The sequence below is a fragment of the Streptomyces sp. NRRL S-1022 genome (genome assembly GCF_000720135.1).
Lineage (GTDB): Bacteria > Actinomycetota > Actinomycetes > Streptomycetales > Streptomycetaceae > Streptomyces.
In genome coordinates this window covers 379690-397210 of record NZ_JOIU01000005.1, presented here as the reverse complement: position 1 = coordinate 397210, position 17521 = coordinate 379690, and the positions used below count along the sequence as shown (strand labels likewise).

12 protein-coding genes and 6 pseudogenes are annotated in these 17521 nt (G+C 68.5%); 11 read left to right on the top strand and 7 right to left on the bottom strand.

The window, feature by feature from the left end:
• Positions 1–81 precede the first annotated feature (81 nt).
• The 5 genes from IG05_RS50520 to IG05_RS0107940 all read left to right on the top strand — a co-directional run bounded on the left by IG05_RS50520 (position 82) and on the right by IG05_RS0107940 (position 5417).
• A complete protein-coding gene (locus IG05_RS50520) occupies positions 82–279 on the top strand; it encodes a DoxX family protein (protein ID WP_107051310.1) in 198 nt (65 codons plus the stop codon).
• A 44-nt stretch (positions 280–323) separates the two neighbouring features.
• Positions 324–1016 (top strand): hypothetical protein, encoded by a 693-nt coding sequence (locus tag IG05_RS46735; RefSeq protein ID WP_030340442.1) that lies wholly within the window; start codon positions 324–326, stop codon positions 1014–1016.
• 389 nt (positions 1017–1405) lie between these two features.
• Entirely contained in the window at positions 1406–3490 is a 2085-nt protein-coding gene (locus IG05_RS0107950; RefSeq protein WP_030340440.1) for a SpoIIE family protein phosphatase, read from the top strand.
• 628 nt (positions 3491–4118) lie between these two features.
• Positions 4119–4946 (top strand): LLM class F420-dependent oxidoreductase, encoded by an 828-nt coding sequence (locus tag IG05_RS0107945; RefSeq protein WP_030340438.1) that lies wholly within the window; start codon positions 4119–4121, stop codon positions 4944–4946.
• A gap of 33 nt (positions 4947–4979) precedes the next feature.
• Positions 4980–5417: a TIGR03668 family PPOX class F420-dependent oxidoreductase gene (locus IG05_RS0107940; RefSeq protein ID WP_030340437.1), complete on the top strand. Its 438-nt coding sequence runs from the start codon at positions 4980–4982 to the stop codon at positions 5415–5417.
• A 62-nt stretch (positions 5418–5479) separates the two neighbouring features.
• Here IG05_RS0107940 and IG05_RS44750 read toward each other — a convergent pair.
• Positions 5480–5713: pseudogene (locus tag IG05_RS44750) on the bottom strand (transposase); the annotation flags it as partial.
• A gap of 417 nt (positions 5714–6130) precedes the next feature.
• Here IG05_RS44750 and IG05_RS0107935 point away from each other — a divergent pair.
• A complete protein-coding gene (locus IG05_RS0107935) occupies positions 6131–7234 on the top strand; it encodes an AI-2E family transporter (RefSeq protein WP_030340435.1) in 1104 nt (367 codons plus the stop codon).
• Positions 7235–7319: 85 nt separating this feature from the next.
• On the opposite strand, the gene IG05_RS0107930 is transcribed toward IG05_RS0107935, so the two are convergent.
• Complete coding sequence (locus tag IG05_RS0107930; protein WP_030340433.1) at positions 7320–7997, bottom strand: HdeD family acid-resistance protein; 678 nt, start codon at positions 7995–7997, stop codon at positions 7320–7322.
• 102 nt (positions 7998–8099) lie between these two features.
• Between IG05_RS0107930 and IG05_RS44745 the strand changes: the two are divergent.
• Positions 8100–8291 (top strand): annotated as a pseudogene (locus IG05_RS44745) (hypothetical protein); the annotation flags it as partial.
• A gap of 358 nt (positions 8292–8649) precedes the next feature.
• Here the strand turns inward: IG05_RS44745 and IG05_RS0107920 are convergent.
• Positions 8650–9540 (bottom strand): annotated as a pseudogene (locus IG05_RS0107920) (sensor histidine kinase); the annotation flags it as partial.
• Positions 9541–9544: 4 nt separating this feature from the next.
• Between IG05_RS0107920 and IG05_RS0107915 the strand changes: the two are divergent.
• Both IG05_RS0107915 and IG05_RS0107910 read left to right on the top strand, forming a co-directional pair.
• Positions 9545–10180 (top strand): annotated as a pseudogene (locus IG05_RS0107915) (DNA cytosine methyltransferase); the annotation flags it as partial.
• Entirely contained in the window at positions 10180–11361 is a 1182-nt protein-coding gene (locus tag IG05_RS0107910; protein WP_030340426.1) for a DnaB-like helicase N-terminal domain-containing protein, read from the top strand. The pseudogene IG05_RS0107915 and the gene IG05_RS0107910, both read left to right, overlap by 1 nt.
• A gap of 413 nt (positions 11362–11774) precedes the next feature.
• Here the strand turns inward: IG05_RS0107910 and IG05_RS0107905 are convergent.
• Together IG05_RS0107905 and IG05_RS49080 are read right to left on the bottom strand one after the other, a co-directional pair.
• Positions 11775–12365, bottom strand: a pseudogene (locus IG05_RS0107905) (endonuclease NucS domain-containing protein); the annotation flags it as partial.
• Between the two features lie 1034 nt (positions 12366–13399).
• Positions 13400–13731 (bottom strand): annotated as a pseudogene (locus IG05_RS49080) (transposase family protein); the annotation flags it as partial.
• Between the two features lie 318 nt (positions 13732–14049).
• Here IG05_RS49080 and IG05_RS47715 point away from each other — a divergent pair.
• Together IG05_RS47715 and IG05_RS49925 are read left to right on the top strand one after the other, a co-directional pair.
• Positions 14050–14382 carry a hypothetical protein gene (locus IG05_RS47715; protein ID WP_158838814.1) on the top strand — a complete coding sequence of 111 codons (333 nt, stop codon included), beginning with the start codon at positions 14050–14052 and terminating at the stop codon, positions 14380–14382.
• Positions 14383–14458: 76 nt separating this feature from the next.
• Positions 14459–14884: a hypothetical protein gene (locus IG05_RS49925; protein ID WP_267883301.1), complete on the top strand. Its 426-nt coding sequence runs from the start codon at positions 14459–14461 to the stop codon at positions 14882–14884.
• An 84-nt stretch (positions 14885–14968) separates the two neighbouring features.
• Here the strand turns inward: IG05_RS49925 and IG05_RS0107885 are convergent, their stop codons facing one another.
• The gene (locus tag IG05_RS0107885) at positions 14969–16066 is read right to left on the bottom strand and encodes an IS110 family transposase (RefSeq protein ID WP_030340421.1); all 1098 of its coding nucleotides are present in this window, start codon (positions 16064–16066) and stop codon (positions 14969–14971) included.
• 422 nt (positions 16067–16488) lie between these two features.
• Complete coding sequence (locus tag IG05_RS0107880; RefSeq protein WP_234335786.1) at positions 16489–17292, bottom strand: trypsin-like serine peptidase; 804 nt, start codon at positions 17290–17292, stop codon at positions 16489–16491.
• Positions 17293–17521 lie beyond the last annotated feature (229 nt).

Here is a 17521-nt window from a genome sequence, read left to right as displayed (position 1 = left end):
AGGATCCTGGCCCTCGGTCCGATGCCGGAGCCGGCCGCTCACGCCGGCTTCACCACCGCGTCCTCCGGGTGATTCGGTGCGCTGGAGCCGGCGGGCGCCATCGGCGTGGCCCTCGGCCCGGTCCTGCCACTGCTCGGAGACCTGGCCGGCGTCGGACTCCTCACGCTGCTCGCCGGTGCCGTGACCACGCACGCGCGGAAGAGAGACGCTGTGACACGCAAGCCGGTGCCACTCGTCGGCTGCCGGGTCCAGCCGACGGAGACCGCTGATTCCCGTTAGCCGGCCCCCTCGGGGATTGGCACACTGGACGTGTGGTCCCGTCGATGACCGCGACCGTTCAGGCCGGGTCCTCCTCACTCACAGGCGCCGGTGTGGTGTCGGTCTGCGCATTGCTCTTCACTGTCGCGTCATTTTGGTGGCTCAACGCCAGACAGGGGCGACTGAAGACGTGGGAGCCGCACGCCTTCGCGGCGATCATTCACTCATCCACGGCCCGGCTGCGGCTCCCGCTCGTCCTTCACAACACCGGCCCCAAGCCGATAGTCGTACAGGACCTCATCCTGACCTTCCCCGACGAGCCCGCCTCTCACCTGCCGCTGCTGTGGGTGTCCTCCCCCTCCCGCCTCCAGCCGGGGCCGGACGAGGACGGCAAGCCACCGGCCGGCTTCGTCGTACCCGGCAGAGAAGCGCAACAACTCTTCATCGAGTTCGAGGCACCGTTTTCCGGGTTCCTGCCGGAAGCCCGTGACTATCAGGTCCAACTGCAAGCGAGGGTCGGCCACCGCAAGGGGTGGCGCCACCTGCTGACGTTCACCCTGCGAGCCGCCAACATCATCGATCCGGACCGCTACACCGTCTACGACAACGCACCGGTCGAACTGACGAAGGAAGATCAGAAAAGGGCCGATGCCGCACTCCTCGAGCTGTTGGAAGAGCAGGAAGACGACTCCGCTCCAGGCGGCAGGAGACCACGGCGTTCTTCCAGTGACGACGGCGACGCCGGCACGAGCCGCTGACGCAGCGCCCGCCGGCCGGGCATGCTCCTGCTGCGATCAGATGATCACCGCTATCGCGGTCACGCCGACAAGGTAGCCCGCAGGAAGAGCGCCCGGGAACAACGCCCGGCTGCTCCGCGTGGAGGCCCCGTCAGGAGCTCGGTGGACAAGGCCGCCGTTCACGCATACCTGGCACTCCCGAAGCCAGACCGCTGCCTACCAGGTGCGCCGCTGATTCCAGGCAGTGCTCACGACGGAGGAAAGGGAGCGGAGCCGTCCTGGTCCAGTGCGTGCGCGGAAGGCCGCTCCAGGGGGACCATGGAAGCCGAAGCACTCCGTAGGTACGGGACAGGGCCCGGGCTGGCGCGAGTGGAGGCCCTTGTGGTCCGGCGCATGGAAGGGGTGCCCGTGTGAGCGCAGCCGATGGGCGTCCGGGTGACCCCGGCCAGCCGGAGGGGCGATCGTCGCAGCCGAGTGGGCTGATGGATCTTCTCGGCGTTGCTGCGGTGCTGTTGGATGCCGATGGGCGGATCGATCTGTGGAGCCCGGAGGCCGAGGACCTGTTCGGCTATACCGCTGAAGAGGCTCTTGGGCAGTACGCTGCGCCACTGCTCGTTCACGAGCAGCAATGGGATCTGATGATCAAGCTGTTTGGCGGCGTCATGGCCACCGGGGAGAGGTGGGCCGGGGCCTTCCCCATCCGGCACAAGGACGGCAGCACTCGCTTGGTGGAGTTCCGCAACATGCGGCTGCTGGACAGCCTCGGTGACTTCTACGCCCTTGGTCTGGCCACCGACAGGTCAAAGCTTCGGGAGGTCGAGAGGGACGTCGCCCTGTCCACCCGGCTGATTTCCCAGTCGCCCATCGGGCTGGCGATCCTCGATACCCAATTGCGGTACGTCGCCGTCAACCCCGCTCTGGAGCGGATGCACGGCGTTCCCGCGGAAGACCATCTGGGCCGGCACTACCGCGAGATCATGACCTCGGCGAAGTTCGAGGGGCCGGAGGCCGGGATGCGGCAGGTCCTCGAGACCGGGGTCCCCATGGTCGACGAGTACACCATCGTCGGCCACACCCCCGCCGACCCGGACGTGCACGCCTGGTCGATCTCGCTGTACCGGCTGGACGACCCCCAGGGGCGGGTCCTCGGGGTCGCCGACCTGGTGGTGGACGTCACCGACCGTTACCAGGCAGCCACTGAGGCTGCCAAGGCCCGCCATCGCCTGGCCTTGATCGCCGACGGCTCTGCCCGCATCGGCACCACCCTGGAAGTGGAACAGACCGCCCGAGAGCTGGCCGACGTCACCGTCACCGAGCTCGCCGACATGGCCACGGTCGACGTCCTCGACTCCGTCCTCAACGAGCACCGCCTGCCCTTGGGCGACGGTCCAGCGCTCTTCCGCGCCCTCGCAGTGCAGGCCGCGTATGCCACCGAAGCCGTCCAGGCCGCCGACCCGCCCGGGCAGATCGCTGCTTACGACGCCGACCGCCTGCCCACCGAATGCGTACGCACCGGCCGGCCGATCCTGATCTCCCACGTGGATGACGCCGCCATGGCCCGCATCGCCCGCGACGACCGCGCCGCCACCCTGCTGGCCCGTGCAGGCGTGCACTCCTACATGCTGCTCCCGCTCACCGCCCGCGGCCAGATCCTCGGCTCCCTGGGGCTGAGCCGCGCCCGTAACCCGCAGCCATTCGACGAGGACGACCTCGCCCTCGCCGGTGAGCTGGCCTCCCGCGCCGCGGTGTGCATCGACAACGCCCGCTCCCACCAGACGGTGCGCAATACAGCCGAGACCCTTCAGCGCAGCCTGCTCCCGGACCACCCGGCGCACCTCCCGGGCCTGGAAGTCGCCTCCCGGTACCGGCCTGCACAGGCGGCTTACGAGGTCGGTGGCGACTGGTACGACGTCCTCCCGCTCGACGGCGACAAGACCGTGCTGGTCGTGGGGGACGTCATGGGCAGCGGTATCGACGCCGCCGTCACCATGGGCCGCCTGCGCACCGGCACCAGCGACTTCGCCGACCTCGACCTGGACCCCGCCGAGGTCCTCCATCACCTCGACAAGATCACCTCAGGGCTTGAGCAGTACATAGCCACCTGCGTCTATGCCGTCTACGATCCGCACCGCGCGGAGTGCCACGTCTCCGTCGCCGGCCATCTGCCGCCCGTCCTGGTGCGCAATGGCAAGCCCCCGGAACTGCTCGACCTTCCGACCGGCACCCCGCTCGGGGTCGGCGGCGTGCCCTTCGTGACCACGACCATCCCCGTCGGCGCTGGTGATCGGCTGGTCCTGTACACCGACGGCCTCGTCGAGGTCCGTCATCATCCCATCGACGAACGCCTCAACACCCTCCTGAGCCTGCTTGACACACCTGACCCCACCCTGGACGACACCTGCGACCGGCTCCTTCACAGACTCCGGCTTCCCGCCGACCCGGACGATGTCGCCGTCCTCATCGCACGCATGCAACCCTTCGCGCCCGACTCGTGAAATACGGCCAGGTCCGGCCGGTCGCTACACCGATCAACAGCGCGGGGGCGCGTGCCAAAATGAGCTGGACGTGGGATGCGACGTCACTCTTGCTCGTGAGAGCAGTCACAGGACTTCATCCCAGACGTCGCCGCCGTCAGCCCAGGTCGCCAGCCACTTTCTTAATGAGGCCGTCGCATGACACAGGCCGTCGTGAGGGTCGGTGTAACTGTCGGCGTCGTAGAGAAGCACTGGGTTGTCGACCGCGGTCAATGAGACATGCCATTCCATCGTGCAGCCGCCGTAGGTGAGGAGAAGCCATGATGGCGGCATGCCTGCAGACAGATGGCGTCGTCCCCCCTCCCGCCGCTCATGGCTGTAAAGGCCGTCGTGGTCGGTGGAGGCGCGGACGGTTGCGGCGCCCCCCTACAGCCTCGGTGAGCGCGGCGGTGCCCATGGCCTGCTGGAAACGCAGCTACACGTCCTCGGCCAGGATTGCGCGCCCTGCAGCGGCCGGCGGACGCGTCGGCCGGGCAGTGACACCGGGCACAGGGTCTGGGCGCCACGCCGCGGGACGCCGTACCCGACGAGGGTCGACCGGCCGCGTCACACTGACAGCAGGTGTGCCGACGAGACGAGGTGGTCGCGGATGAAGTTCGGAGTGTCGACATTTGTCACCGACGAGGGCATTGGGCCCAAAGCCTTGGGACCGGCCCTGGAGGAGCGCGGGTTCGACTCCTTGCTGCTGGCCGAGCACTCGCACATTCCGGTCGAGCGGGAGTCCCCGTACCCAGGGGGCGGTGAGCTGCCGCGGATCTACTACCGGACGCTCGACCCGTTCGTGGCGCTCGCCGCGGCCGCCTCGGTGACCCGTGACCTGCTCCTGGGCACAGGCATCGCTCTGGTGGTCCAGCGCGACCCGATCCACACCGCGAAGGAGGTCGCCTCTCTCGATCTGATCTCCGGCGGCCGGGCCGTGTTCGGGGTCGGCGCAGGCTGGAACCGCGAGGAGATGCGCAACCACGGGACGAATCCGGCCGTCCGCGGACGGCTCATGGACGAACGCATCCGCGCCATGATCGAGCTGTGGACCAAGGAGAAGGCCGAGTTCCACGGCGACTTCGTCGACTTCGGCCCCGTCTACGCCTGGCCCAAGCCGGTCCAGAAGCCGCATCCGCCCATCTGGGTCGGGGGCGACAGCGAGCGCGCCTTCGCACGCGTCGCCGCCTACGGTGCGGCGTGGATGCCGAGCGATCTGCCGCTCGAGAAGCTCGGTGAACGCATCGCACATATGCGGCAGACGGCCGGGGATCGCCCGTCCGTCGTGGTGTACGCGGGCCGGCACGACCGGGAGGCGCTCGACACCTACGCCGAACTCGGAGTCGAACGCGTCTTGTTGTATCTGCCGACGCTGCCCGAGGACCAGACGCTGCGCACCCTGGACGAACTGGCCGAGGCCACGTCCGGGCACCGGTGACAGCTCGCGGCCGCCGCACAATCGGAGCTGACCGTGCCGGACATGGACGAGGACGAGGCGCGCCGCCGGTTCACGACCGCGCGGGTGGCGCGCCTGGCGACGGTGGACGCGGGCCTGCGCCCTCATCTGGTGCCGGTCGTCTTCGCGGCCCACGGTGAGGAGATCGTCACCGCGGTGGACTGGAAACCGAAGAGGTCGCAGCGGCTGAAGCGGCTGGACAACATCGCGGCCCACCCGGCTGTCTGCCTGCTCGTCGACGCGTACGACGAGGACTGGGAGCGGCTGTGGTGGGTCCGCGCGGACGGTGACGCCCGCGTGCTGCCGCCAGGCACCCAGGGCGAGTACCCCGCGGCCGTCGCCCTGTTGCGGGAAAAGTACGCGCCGTACCGGCAGCGACCGCCGACCGGTCCGGCGCTCGTGATCGCCGTCCGCCGGTGGCACGGCTGGCGTGCCGCGCCGGAGGGCTGCTGAAGGATCTCCCGGGGGCCGGCAGGACTCCGGTGAACTTTGAGAGGGCATGTGCTGTATGCCCTGTAGGTTCCTCGCCAGGTTAGCGCGCTCTCGCCCCTTATGCGCTTGGCGAGGTTGTCGATCGAGGTGATGTGGATCATCGCTTCGGAGCTGGCCGTGAGCGTCTCGCGGTCGCGGGCGAGACGGCGGTGCATCATGATCCAGCCGATACTCCCCTCCACTACCCAGCGCCTTTTCACGACGTGGAAGCCGCGCTTTTCCGGGTTTCGGTTGACGACTTCAACGTCTGTACCAAGGCGGCATAGGCGCCGAACGACACGGCAGCAGATCCGCACCGTCATCCACGGCCCGTCGGGCGACAGTCGCCACGTCCTGGGTCAGGGAATGATCGATCAGGAAGACCTGAGCCCGGAACGCACGTGCCCGTTCCGCGATGCGGAATCAGCCTCGTGCGGACGGCCCCGCGATTGCACCTGCGGCCACGGCATCCGCACCTGGCGCAGCCACCGCCGTAGCCGGACACGGCCGCCTCGTGGGTGTGCCCTCGGGGACGGCCGAGGCATCAGCTGGTTGTCTCTGGCCGTCCACTTACCTGGCGGTAGAGGCGACCAGCCGCAGCAAGTGTCAGAGGCCGTCAAGTGCGTCAGCGCCGGGACACCCGGAGAGGAGGTCCTGTTCGTTTTCCCGTGGCTGGGCCTGGGCACCCGATGCCCATGGCGACTCGTCCGGTTCCGGTGCGAACCATCCTCGCCACCATCGGTCTGGTGCTCGCCACCTACGTCGTACTCGAGCTGGTGGTTCAGGCTCGCCGGGTCTTGATCTGGGCGGTCATCGCGGTGTTCTTGGCCGTCTCACTTCATCCAGCGGTCGAAGCGCTGCAGCGACGGGTGCCGCGGCGCCGACGGTCGGTGGCCACCTTGCTGGTCTTCTTGGCTGCAGCCGCGGTCGTCGGCGCGGTGGTCGCCCTGTTCGTCATCCCCCTGGCCCAGGAGGGAAGCCGGTTCGCAGGTCGCCTGCCCGCGATGATCAGGGACGCCCGGGCCGGCCACGGGCCGGTGGGTAACCTGCTGGAGCGGACACACGCCCTGCAGTACGTCCAACAGCATCAGGCGCAGATCCGTGTATTCGCCACCGGACTGAGCACGCCCGCCCTGAAGTTCATCCGCGGTGCGGCGAGCACCACGGCAGGCGCCCTGACCATCTTCGTCCTGGCCTATCTGATGGTGCTGGAGGGCCCCAAGGCCATAGAGCGGTCCCTGGCCCTCGTGGACGAGGGGTCTGCGGCCCGCATACGCCGCGTCGGAGCCGCGTGCGCCCGTACCGTCAACGGCTACCTGACCGGAAACCTGCTGATCAGCGTGATCTGTGGGCTCCTGACCTATATCGTGCTGCTCGTTTCCGGAGTGCCGTTCGCCGGCCTGCTGGCCCTCTTCGTCGCGGTGACCGACCTTATTCCTCTGGTGGGGGCCACCATAGGGGCTGTCGTCGCCTCCACGGTGGCGTTCGTCCACTCCCTGCCGGCCGGCATCGGAGCCATCGTTTTCTTCATCGTCTATCAGCAGGCCGAAAACCACCTTCTGCAACCGGTCATCCTGTCCCGGACGGTGAAACTCAATCCCCTCACCGTGCTGCTGGCCATCCTGATCGCCGCCGAAGTCGCTGGAATTTTGGGTGCCTTGCTGGCGATTCCCGTCACCGGCATCATCCAAATCGTCCTCAAAGACTTCTGGGCTCATCGCGACGGTCGGCCGCCGGGGCTGCCGTTGCGAGCAGACGACAGCCCCGAGAAGGCCGACCGGTCAGACGAACCCGAATGACTGCCGCGTGGAAACCGGCCGACACAAGACAGCAAGGAGTTGGCCAAGTCGACGACTCGCCGCGTCCCGCCGATCCGCCCTTCGATCAGTGCTGGGGGTGCGGACGTGCGTGGAACATGTGGCGCCGCTCGGTGGGCGTGCCGGCAGCCAGGTGGCCGATCTCGACGCGCGTCATGACGGCGCGTACCACCTCGGTCAGGCCCAGGACTATGGCCATGACGCCCACTACCAGGGTGAGTGTCGCGAGGGAGGTGAACGGCATGATGATCATGACGATGCCGGCCATGGTGCCGATGATGCCGAAGGCCACATGCCATCCGCGGGCGGGCATGGCCTGATCGGAGGCCGCAGCGACCGTCTCCAGGGTGCCTCGCATCAGCCAGCTGAAGCCGATCCACAGAGCGAGCAGGAAAATCGACTCCAGGGGGCCCCGGAAGCAGATCAGTCCCAGCAGGACAGAGACCGCGCCGGTGACGAAGTGCAGTACGCGAAGATGCCGGGGAACGTGGGTGCCGAAGGCGGCGGCGAGTTCGAACACACCGGTGGCCAGCAAGTAGACACCGAAGAGTACCCCGACGACGCGGAGCGTCTCGCCCGGCCAGACCAGGGCGATGACGCCCAACGCGATGGTGGCGAGGCCCATGGTGAGCAGTATCTGCCAGCCCAGGTTCGCCACGGCCGACAGACCGCCGGTCAGGCGATCCTCTGGTGGTTCAGTGACGCGCGGCGGAACGGGGCCGGCAGAATCGGAAGAAGACGTCATGGCACCTGCCTCCTGCTGTCAGTAGCGTGGTCATGTCCGGACCTATCCATCGTCACCCGATCAGCCGCAGGTCGCTCGCTCGGCGGGAAGGACTTGGGTGCCGTGCTGTGGGCCCGGTACGAGAACAACGGCGGCGGCCGGAAGAGGAAGATCGCCGGGACGGCCAAGCCGAAGGACATCGAGCCTCTGATGGCCAAGGCGATCACCGACAAGGCTCGCTCGCTGCGCCCGAGCGTGAAGACCACCAAGCACATCGACGCTCGCGACACCGGCATCCTCCTCGGCAACCTCCAGCGCCCGGCCGCTGCACCCGCGCCAAGCTGCTCGCCTCCTGCCAGGACGCGCGCAGCCTGCCGGCCGCCGAGCCCATGCGCCACCTGCACGCCCTGGGCACGGTGGAAGGCGGCGTAGTCGTCCTGACCGGGCAGCATGGCCGCGGCACGGGAGCGTGAGTGGTACTCCACGCTGATGTAGCCGACCCTACGCCGGCGGGCGTTTGCTGGCCTCCCGGGTGAGTGGCAGGACCCTCGGAGCGTCAAACGCGCGTGACGGAGGGAGCGGGCTGACCCGCTCGACGGCCTCCCGGAGCCGGATGTACCGCGCACGAAGGCACCGCCCGGTTTCAGTGGAGCTGAGCGCTCGGAAACGCGGTTCACGTCGGGACCGCGGACGCTCGGTCGGGCTCCTCAGGGCGGCGCTGGGGTGCCGTCGGCAGGGTGAGGACCATGGTCAGGCCGCCGCCGGGGGTGTCCTCGGCGTTGAGGGTTGCGCCGATCGCTTCGGCGAAGCCGCGGGCGACCGCGAGTCCGAGGCCGACGCCGGCGCCGCGCGGTGAGTCGCCGTAGCGCTGGAACGGTTCGAAGATGCGTGACTTGGCCTCGTCCGGGACGCCGGGCCCGCGGTCCACGACCCGGACCTCCACGCGGTCGGCGATCGCGCCGGGCGAGACCAGGACCCGCTCCCCCGGCGGGCTGTACTTGACCGCGTTCTCGACGACGTTGGCGACCGAGCGTTCCAGCAGGCCGCGGTCGACGTCGACCATCGGGAGGGTTTCCGAGACGTCGAGGTCCACGCTGTCCTCCGGTACACCGCCCAGGGCCATCGGGATCACCTCGTCGAGGTCGGTCTCGCGGATGACGGGGGTGACCGTGCCGGTCTGGAGACGGGACATGTCGAGGAGGTTGCCGACGAGGTGGTCCAGGCGGTCGGCGCCCTCCTCGATGGCCTCCAGGAACTCGGCCTGGTCCCGGGACGACCATTCGACGTCGTCCGAGCGGAGGGAGGTGACGGCGGCCTTGATGCCGGCGAGCGGGGTGCGCAGGTCGTGGCTGACGGCGGCGAGCAGGGCGGTGCGGATGTGGTGGCCCTCGGCCAGTTCCTTGGCTTCGTCGGCCTTCTGCTGAAGGCGTTGGCGGTCCAGGACCACGGCGGCCTGGGCGGCGAACGCCGCGAGCACCCGGCGGTCTTCGGCGGGCAGGATACGGCCGGAGAGCGTGAGTGACATCCGGTCGCCGACCGGGACGTCGACGTCCGCGTCGTCGGGGGTGGAATCGCTGTTCGGCCCCGGCCGCGCGCGGTGGGTGTCGATGGCCGAAGCCCTGGGCTGGGGCCGCACCGACGGCCCGGTCCCCACCGTGTGCGCCGGCGGCGGATTAGGGGGCGGCCCCGAGCCGTTCCCCTCCGGCTCGCGCAAAACCCTCACCGACGCCCGCGACCGCGGCACCTGGAGCCCACACCCGGGCGGGGCCGCCTGGCCCAGCAGCCGAAGCGACCTGCCCGTCGACCGCCCGACGACGGCATTCACCGCTGAAGGGCGTCGCTGGGCATGGTCCCTGCGGAGCAATAACCAGGCCAACGCCACCATGCGACCGGCGGACGAACCGGCCGGGACGCTGTTCTTCGGGCACCGCGCGAACGAATGCACCTGGGTCGCCGCCCCCGCCGCTCCCGTCCTCATGGACACCCTTGATGGGCAGGCCGTGGCGGTGCCCGAGCCGATCCGGATCACCGCCCGCGAGGCGGGCATCCTCCAGTCCTTCCCCGCCGACTACCCCTGGCAGGGCAACAAGGGCCAGCAGTTCTCACAGATCGGCAATGCCGTCCCGCCCCGACTCGCTGCCCATCTCCTCGCCCCCCACCTGAGCGTCTCCTTCACTCCAGACGAATTCGCCCTGGCCGCCTGATGCCCCAAACCCCGGACCCCGACGAAGACGATCTCGCCACCATCACGCCATGGCCGCCGGTGTACTACGCCGAGCAGGCCCTGCTCGGTGCCCTCCTCTCCGACCCACGGCGCATCGCTGACGCCACCCGGATCGGCCCGGACGCCTTCTCCACCGCCGCGCACGCCGCGGTGTTCACCGCGATCCGTGCCCTGCCAGCCCCCGCCATGGGCGAGGTCGCCGACTACGCCGCCGTGTTCGCCGCACGGCGTGGGCAATCCACCCCCGGCCTGGCCGAGCCCACCGAGCACATCACCTGGCTCAGCAAGGTGCTCACCGCTGCCCGCCAGCAGGCGCGCGGACTGACCGCCGCACACCTGCACTGGCTCATCAGCGCATGCCCCGACCCAGGGCACACGTCCGCGTACGTCCAGATCATCGAGTCAGAACACGCCCGCCGCCGCCTGCGCACGGCCGCCGCACACCTCATACACACGGCACGGGACGCCTCGCTTCCGCACCGCGTGTCGACCACACTGGCCGAGGCCGACGCCCTCGCATCCGTCGCGGACGACATCGCCGCCGCTTTCCCACCGCACTCCGGATCGCTGCCCCGTACCCCTGAACCCCCGCCGGCCTTCCTGCATGACAGCGACGAAGCCGCCCAGGAGGAGCGGCTGCTGCTGGCCACGGGCACGGTGCGCCCGGCAGAAGTGGAGCAGATGCGCTGGCTGGCCGCCGAGGACTTCACCCAACCCCTGCACGCCGGTCTCTGGCAGTGCCTGACCGCTCTAGTGCGCCGCCACGCGCCCGTCGATCCGGTGACCGTCGTATGGGAGGCCCAGCAGCGCGGTGTCCTCAGTGCCGCGGACGACCTTCGGGACCTGCTCGCCTTCCTCGCCGAACCGGACGTGTCCGCGCCCTACCTGGGCGAGCGAATTCTGCACCGGTCTGTCCTCACCACGGCCCACCATGTCGGCCGCCGCATCGTGGCCTTCACCGACGACCCGGTCAACACGCCCTACCAACTCGTCGTCGGCAGCCGCCGCGCCCTCGCCGAACTGACTGCCATTCGCACCCGCTGGCACCACGCCACCATGCCCACGGCAACAACCTGGTCCCCGCGCCGCACGACCAGGACGGCGCCCCGCGCAGGCCCTCCGCCCACCACAGCCCCACCCACCAGCCGCATCGCACGCTGACCCGACCCTTCTGGCGGCCGGACCCGACCGGTCTGGCCGCCGGCAGAAGGAGCCCCGCTCCGCATGACCGACCTACGCCGCCGACCCCAGTGACCATGACGCCACCAGGGTCACGAACTAGCCGACGCTCCCTGCCAAGCCCTCAACGGGGCGAACCCCGTAAGCCTGGGTCCTGTGCTCACCGACTCCCGCCGCGAACCGTTCGAAGATCAGCCCATAGGCGCTCTGTGATCCGACTCGGCGAGCGGCACGCAGGCAGAGCGGGGGCAACATAGCGCGGGATCGCCGGTTAGCCAAACCGGCGATCCCGCGCATCATTGATCAACCACCGCCACTGCATGCCCATTACGTCGGAAGGCACCACCGAAATGATCACAATCCGAGCGCCGCTCGCTGATGCTGGCGCACTGCCCCAGCTCGGCCAGCGCCGTGCTCTGGCCGTCCTTCACTGCCAGTACGGTCGACTGCCCGCGGGCCCGTCGTACGGCCGGCGACCTGCCGCTGACTGAGGCCACGGTCTCAAGGCCGAGCAGGTCTCTGCCGAAGAGTCGGTAGCGGACCAGGTCGATGCTGCGCCGGTGCTCGCGCACGGCGTGCACGTCGTAGCGGGTGAAGTCCCCGGCGATGCAGATCAACCTCGGGCTGCTCCAGAGCACCTGGGCCGCGGCCGGGGCCCCGAGCCAGCCTTGGACCAGGTGCTCGAACTCCGCCCTGTGGTCCACGAGCCAGCTCAAGTAGAACAGCCCCTGGTTGATGACGCCGGCGTCGAGGCCGCGCTTGTACTCCACGACAACGGGTGATCCGTTCTCGTCCAGGCCGAGCGAATCGATCCTGCCCCCGTGGACAGGTCCAGTGCTGTACTCGCTCGCCAGAAACCGGACCCCCAGCAGCGTCTCCATGTGCGTCTCGACCATGCCCTGCACATCTGCCTCGGCCTCAGCAAGACGCGGCGCCACCTCGGTCGCACCGCTCGTCGTCGTGTGGAACAGCTTCAGGCCCGACACCTTCCCCTCTTCGGCTCGAAGATCGTCAACGCCGGGCGGGCCTAGGATTGTTTCCGCGAGGGGCTTCGGCCCTGTGAAGATGGTGTGAGACGCTACGTCCGGGCCACCGGGATGCCGCAGCGTCCCACCGTTCCACGAAGCTCGAAGATCCCACATAGGTCCCACAGGCCACATGGGCAAGCACCTAAGATACTGCGTTTTCGCAGCTCAGTCCCCGTAGCTCAGTGGATGGAGCAGGCGCCTTCTAAGCGCCTGCTCCATCTCAATCACACGCACCGGCGCGCGCAAGTTGTCCATGTCGATGTTGCGATCCTCGACCGCCCCGAAGAGCGCCTGCCAGGCCGCCCTCACAGTGCTCGCAGAGGTCGTCCCGGGGGTTGCGATCCTCGGCCGCCCCGAAGGATGCCCGCCACCTGCGACGAGCGTGCGGTGCCCCAGCGCCATCATGCGGTTGCGATCCTCAGTCGCCGCCAAGAGCGACCGCTAGTCTCGGGTCTGGCGGGGTCGGCGGTTCGTAATCATTGCGATCCTCGGTCGCCCCAAAAGCCGACCGACAGACGCCCGGCACCAGACCACCGCGCCCTTACCGAAGTACCGCGACCAGTTCGATCGCCGGCTCGCACGTGGTGCCTGCTACGAACAGCCCCACTTCGGCTGCCGCGAGTTCGCAGCCTTCTTCGGGCCTCGCGGATCAGCGGAGGAGGCTGGCGCGGTCACGGTCGCCGATCAGGCGGGTATTCCGCCCATAAGACCTCCCGCTCCCGACCGGAAAGACCCTGCGGGGCCCGTAACTTTTTCACTGCGACCGTACGGCCGATCAACTCGTCGGTTGCCCGCCACACGACCCCCATGCCGCCGCGGCCCAGGACCACCGTCAACCGATACCACCCCGCAACCCGCCTTGCTTCTCCGGAGCCCGTCCCCGTCACAGCCCAACTCCTCAACGCACCGCACCGGTAGCACGACCAGCGTGACAGGCCGACGCCTCCTGCAATAGCCCACTGGCGCTACCCCAGCCTTCGGCTGGGGGTGCCCCGGCCGATCGGCGATAGCGTGCTGTCCGGCAGGATGTACGCCTTCAGGAGCCGCCCGAGCCGCCGGCACGGTCGGGGCGGGCGGGCCCGCGAGGCCGACAGCTTCGGTGACACAGCGGTGGGCGGTGGTGGTTCCGATGCCGAATGTTGCCGCCAGCTGGGCATGGGGGCGACCGTTACGGATGTGGATGTGGGCGAGGTCGGCGAAACCTGCCGGTCGGCACTCAGACGCCGCCAACGGGTACCGAGTACCTGGCGGTGTTCCCGCAGGCGAGTAAGGGGGAAGCGCAGGCGGAGCTGGACAGGTCCAGTTCGGACAAGTGGACAAGCACGCGAAACCTCCGGTGGATCCGGTGCTTCTGGCTGAAAACTCGTCCACCAGGGGCCTCGCTACGGCCAACTTCCGCCCCGTGAAGAGGTTGAGAAGGCTCACTGGGTAGGACTTATGCGAGATACCCGCCCCCAGGAGGCAGGCCGCGATGACCAAGGACACCATCGTCAGGGTCCACTACGCGAGACTTGGTCCATTAGTCCGGCACGACACGATGAGCCTGGAGGACGAATAGGGCAACGCCACCGGAGCCCTTTACTGTGCCCTCAGCCCTGAGTTCTCCGACCTCGACAAGTCGGAGTTCATATTGGCCCCCGCTATGGACGCCGCACGATGGTACGCCGCCACCGAGGCGTTCCTGTACGCAATGAAGATCCTGAATGACGAACAACGTCAGGCCAGTCTTCATATGTACCGGGCCGAGGCCCCACTGCCCCAACTTATCTGGCGGGTCCGCCACGCCTGGCGCAACCGGCGGCTGCGTGCCGACTACGACGCCACAATGCAACGCCTGCGCTACGACGCGCTCACCGCCTGCCGGCATTACCGGGAGCAGGCAGGTGACCTGACCCGATGTGTCGAGGCCGCACGCGAGGACGAGGAGCGTATGAAGCGACACACTGCTGGAACGGAAGAAACAGGAAGAGCGTGAACGCGACCTGCGCGAGTGTGCCGAGCTCGCCGCAGCGATAGTTGATGCTGTCGGCCAGCCCATGTGGGGGTACTACGTGTACTCGACCTACAGCAACAAAAGGCACATCTTCGAAATCTTTCTGCAGACCCTCGACGACGTTCAGGACACCTTGGGTGGCCGGATACGGACCGGGCTCACCCCCGACCAGGTGCAGACCGCGTTCACCGAGGAGCGCGTCCGGGACCAGTACACCGCGGTGATGTGGTCATACAACACATGTCGCGGGTTGCAGCACTGGCACGACAGTGGCTTCGAGCACAGGGCATGGCAGGAGATCACCGGTGTCCTGGTCGATCCATGGCCACGGCTGCCCCAGAGCCGTCCGGCTCGACAGAAGGACGGCCACTCGGGGCGTGGTTACGGCCCATCCAGCAACCGCTCCCGCCGCGGCCCCCGCCGTCGGCGTCCGGCCAAGCTCCACGCAGACAAGGGCTACGACTACGACCACCTGCGGAAATGAACGGTGCCGCGGCTGGAGCTGCAGCACACCCACTCGGGATCCTCCGCCGGCCGCCTTTGCAGGGGCTTGAAGTCGAAGACGCCCCTATAACGGGGGATCGCTGGATACCGTCCTGACCAGGTTGAAGACCTCGCGGGCGGCATATCGCTTGAGGCATCGGATGATCTCGCGTCGGGTCTTGCCCTCCTGGGTGCGGCGTTCGTAGTACGCCTGGGTGCGCGGGTCGTGGCGCAGGCGGGTGAAGACGATGCGGTGCAGGGCCGCGTTCGCCTGGCGGTCGCCGCCGTGGTTGAGCCGGCGCGTGCTCCGACGGCCCGACGAATACTCGACGGGGCTGACTCCGCAAAGCGCAGCAAAGGATGCCTCAGTGTTCAGCCGCTCGGGGTTGTCCCCCATGGTGATCAGCAAGGTGACTGCGCTGTCCGGACCGATGCCCACCGGTACGAGTAGCTGTGGGGCGTGACGTTCGACGAGCCGGGTTATGCGTTGGTTCAGCTCGTCGATCTGCCCGGTGAGCTGTTCGATGCGCTCGGCCAGCATGCGCAACGCCATGTGGGTGGCCTGGGCCACCACGTCATCGTCGCCCTCACCGTCACGTAGGCCGAGGCGCGCACAGGTATGGAACAAGTCGGCATTGCCTAAGCTCGGCAGCCGTTCCCGCAGTGCGGGATCGGCGATGACCAGGACGGCTTTGAGCTGGTTGATCGCCTGGGTGCGGGCCTTGACCGCGGAGTCCTTGGCGAGCTTGAGCATCCGGGCGCTGTGCACCGGTCCGTCGCCGGCTTTTGCCTGGGCCCGGGCGCGGCCGCTGAGCACGGCCCGCGCGGCAGCTTGCGCATCGAGCGGGTCCGACTTGCCGAGCAGCCGGCGGGCCGTGCGGTCCGGCCGATTCACTTCGATCACTTCGACGTGCTGAGCCAGCAGGTAGCGGGACAGGCCCGCTCCGAAGGTGCCTGTGCCCTCCACACCGGCCCGGCGCACCGTCCCCCGCTTGCGGGCCCACACGAGCAGCCGTCGGTAGCCGGCCGCTGTCGCCGGAAAGGACTCGGTGCCCACTACCTTGCCCAGCGGGGAGACCACGGCGGCGACGTGAACCTCGCCGTGCGTGTCCACGCCCAGAACAATTTCGCCCCGAGCGGGCGGATCGGTGCTGGAGGAGGTGCTGCGCTGTCTGGTCGTCATGGTGGTTGCCTCCCGCGTGGTGACGTGCTGGGTGGATGGCACCGGCCCGCTCGGGCGGTCTGAACCGTGATGGCGCCTGAAAGACGGCAAGGCCCTATTGGGACACGCCCTGTGGCTCGGTGACAGAAGGCACCATCCCGGACGACAGTCGACAAGCCTGTGACTGAACACTGCGGTCATAGATCTCATGAGTCAGACCCCCGCCCGGGACGGCACGGCGCAACCGTCCCATCGATCCCGCCACAACGGCGCGACTCGATCACCGCCGGATGGCTTCGAACGAACCGACGCTCAACCTGGCCTGGGCAGGCTGATAATGAGCTGACTTCTCGCCCACTCATGACCGGCAGTGACGGACAGCGAGGAAGCCCGCCGAAGTACTGCCCTTCGCCGTGAGACTGGGCGCGGATGAGCTGGGCGGCTCAGTCCTCGTCCTGGGCCCGTCGGTAGAGCTTGGCGATGTCGTCGTCGAAGTACGCGGCGTAGGAGACGTCGTCCTGGTCGCCGCCGCCTTCGTGGCCTCCCAGGACGCCGATGACCGTGCCGGTGTGGCTCTTGGGGTCGTAGTCGGCGAGCCAGGGGCTGCCGCTGGTCCCGTCCTCGAGGTCGGTGCACTGGATGCGCAGCTGGGTGTCGCTGAACTTCGTGGTGCGGTTTTGGCAGGAGATCGGGGTGTCACGGCTGGTGGGATAGCCGGTGATCTTGACCTTGTTGTCGAAGCCGCGGTCCATGCCGAGGGTGTTGCCGCCCAGGACGTCCTGGATATCCTTGCCGTCCTTCTGGTCGAGGACGAGGAAGGCGACGTCAAGGTCCTCGTCCTGCGACTTGGCCCAGCGGTCGTCGACGACCACCTTGCTGACCTTCCACAGGCCGGTGGGTTCGTCGCCGTTGCGGTAGCCGGGGGCGAAGACCAGGTCGTTCAGCGGCTGTCCGGAGTCGGCGTCGAAGGCGCAGTGGGCCGCGGTGATCAGCATGTTCCGGCCCGGACTCCGCACCACGCTCGCCGTGCAGAAGTGCGCGCCCCGGTCGTCCTTCTCGAAGACCGCGCCGATCCGGGCGTTCTCCTCGGTCCTGCGGGGGGTGTACGCGTTGCCGTCCTTGGCCGGGGCCGTCGCGGAGAGGGCCTGGTCCTGGTCCTGCGGGGACTGGCCCCGCTCGCCGGACTTGCCGAAACCGCTGCGCCCGCTGCTTGTGACCGTATGGGTTTCCCACGCGGTGTCGCCCACCGCTGCGGCTGTTCCGACGATGACCAGCGTCAGGGGCAGGATGGCATTCCTGGCTAGCGAGCGCACAAGGTCATTATCGACGCGGGTCGGGAGTCCGGGAGGTGCTCCACAGGGAGGTTCCCGTCACAATCAGCCGTCCCGAAGGCACCGGCCTGTCAGCCCGCACCCGCAAGGATCTGGACACCGTCACCGCCGAGCTCAATAGCCGCCCACGCAAGACGCCGAAGTG

Bases quoted from the DNA above. Each gene is read 5' to 3' on its own strand.
- IG05_RS47715 (WP_158838814.1), top strand. From the start codon at position 14,050: ATGGACGCCGCACGATGGTACGCCGCCACCGAGGCGTTCCTGTACGCA.
- IG05_RS0107885 (WP_030340421.1), bottom strand. From the start codon at position 16,066: ATGACGACCAGACAGCGCAGCACCTCCTCCAGCACCGATCCGCCCGCT.
- IG05_RS0107945 (WP_030340438.1), top strand. From the start codon at position 4,119: ATGAAGTTCGGAGTGTCGACATTTGTCACCGACGAGGGCATTGGGCCC.
- IG05_RS0107910 (WP_030340426.1), top strand. From the start codon at position 10,180: ATGCCCCAAACCCCGGACCCCGACGAAGACGATCTCGCCACCATCACG.
- IG05_RS0107935 (WP_030340435.1), top strand. From the start codon at position 6,131: ATGGCGACTCGTCCGGTTCCGGTGCGAACCATCCTCGCCACCATCGGT.
- IG05_RS0107930 (WP_030340433.1), bottom strand. From the start codon at position 7,997: ATGACGTCTTCTTCCGATTCTGCCGGCCCCGTTCCGCCGCGCGTCACT.
- IG05_RS46735 (WP_030340442.1), top strand. From the start codon at position 324: ATGACCGCGACCGTTCAGGCCGGGTCCTCCTCACTCACAGGCGCCGGT.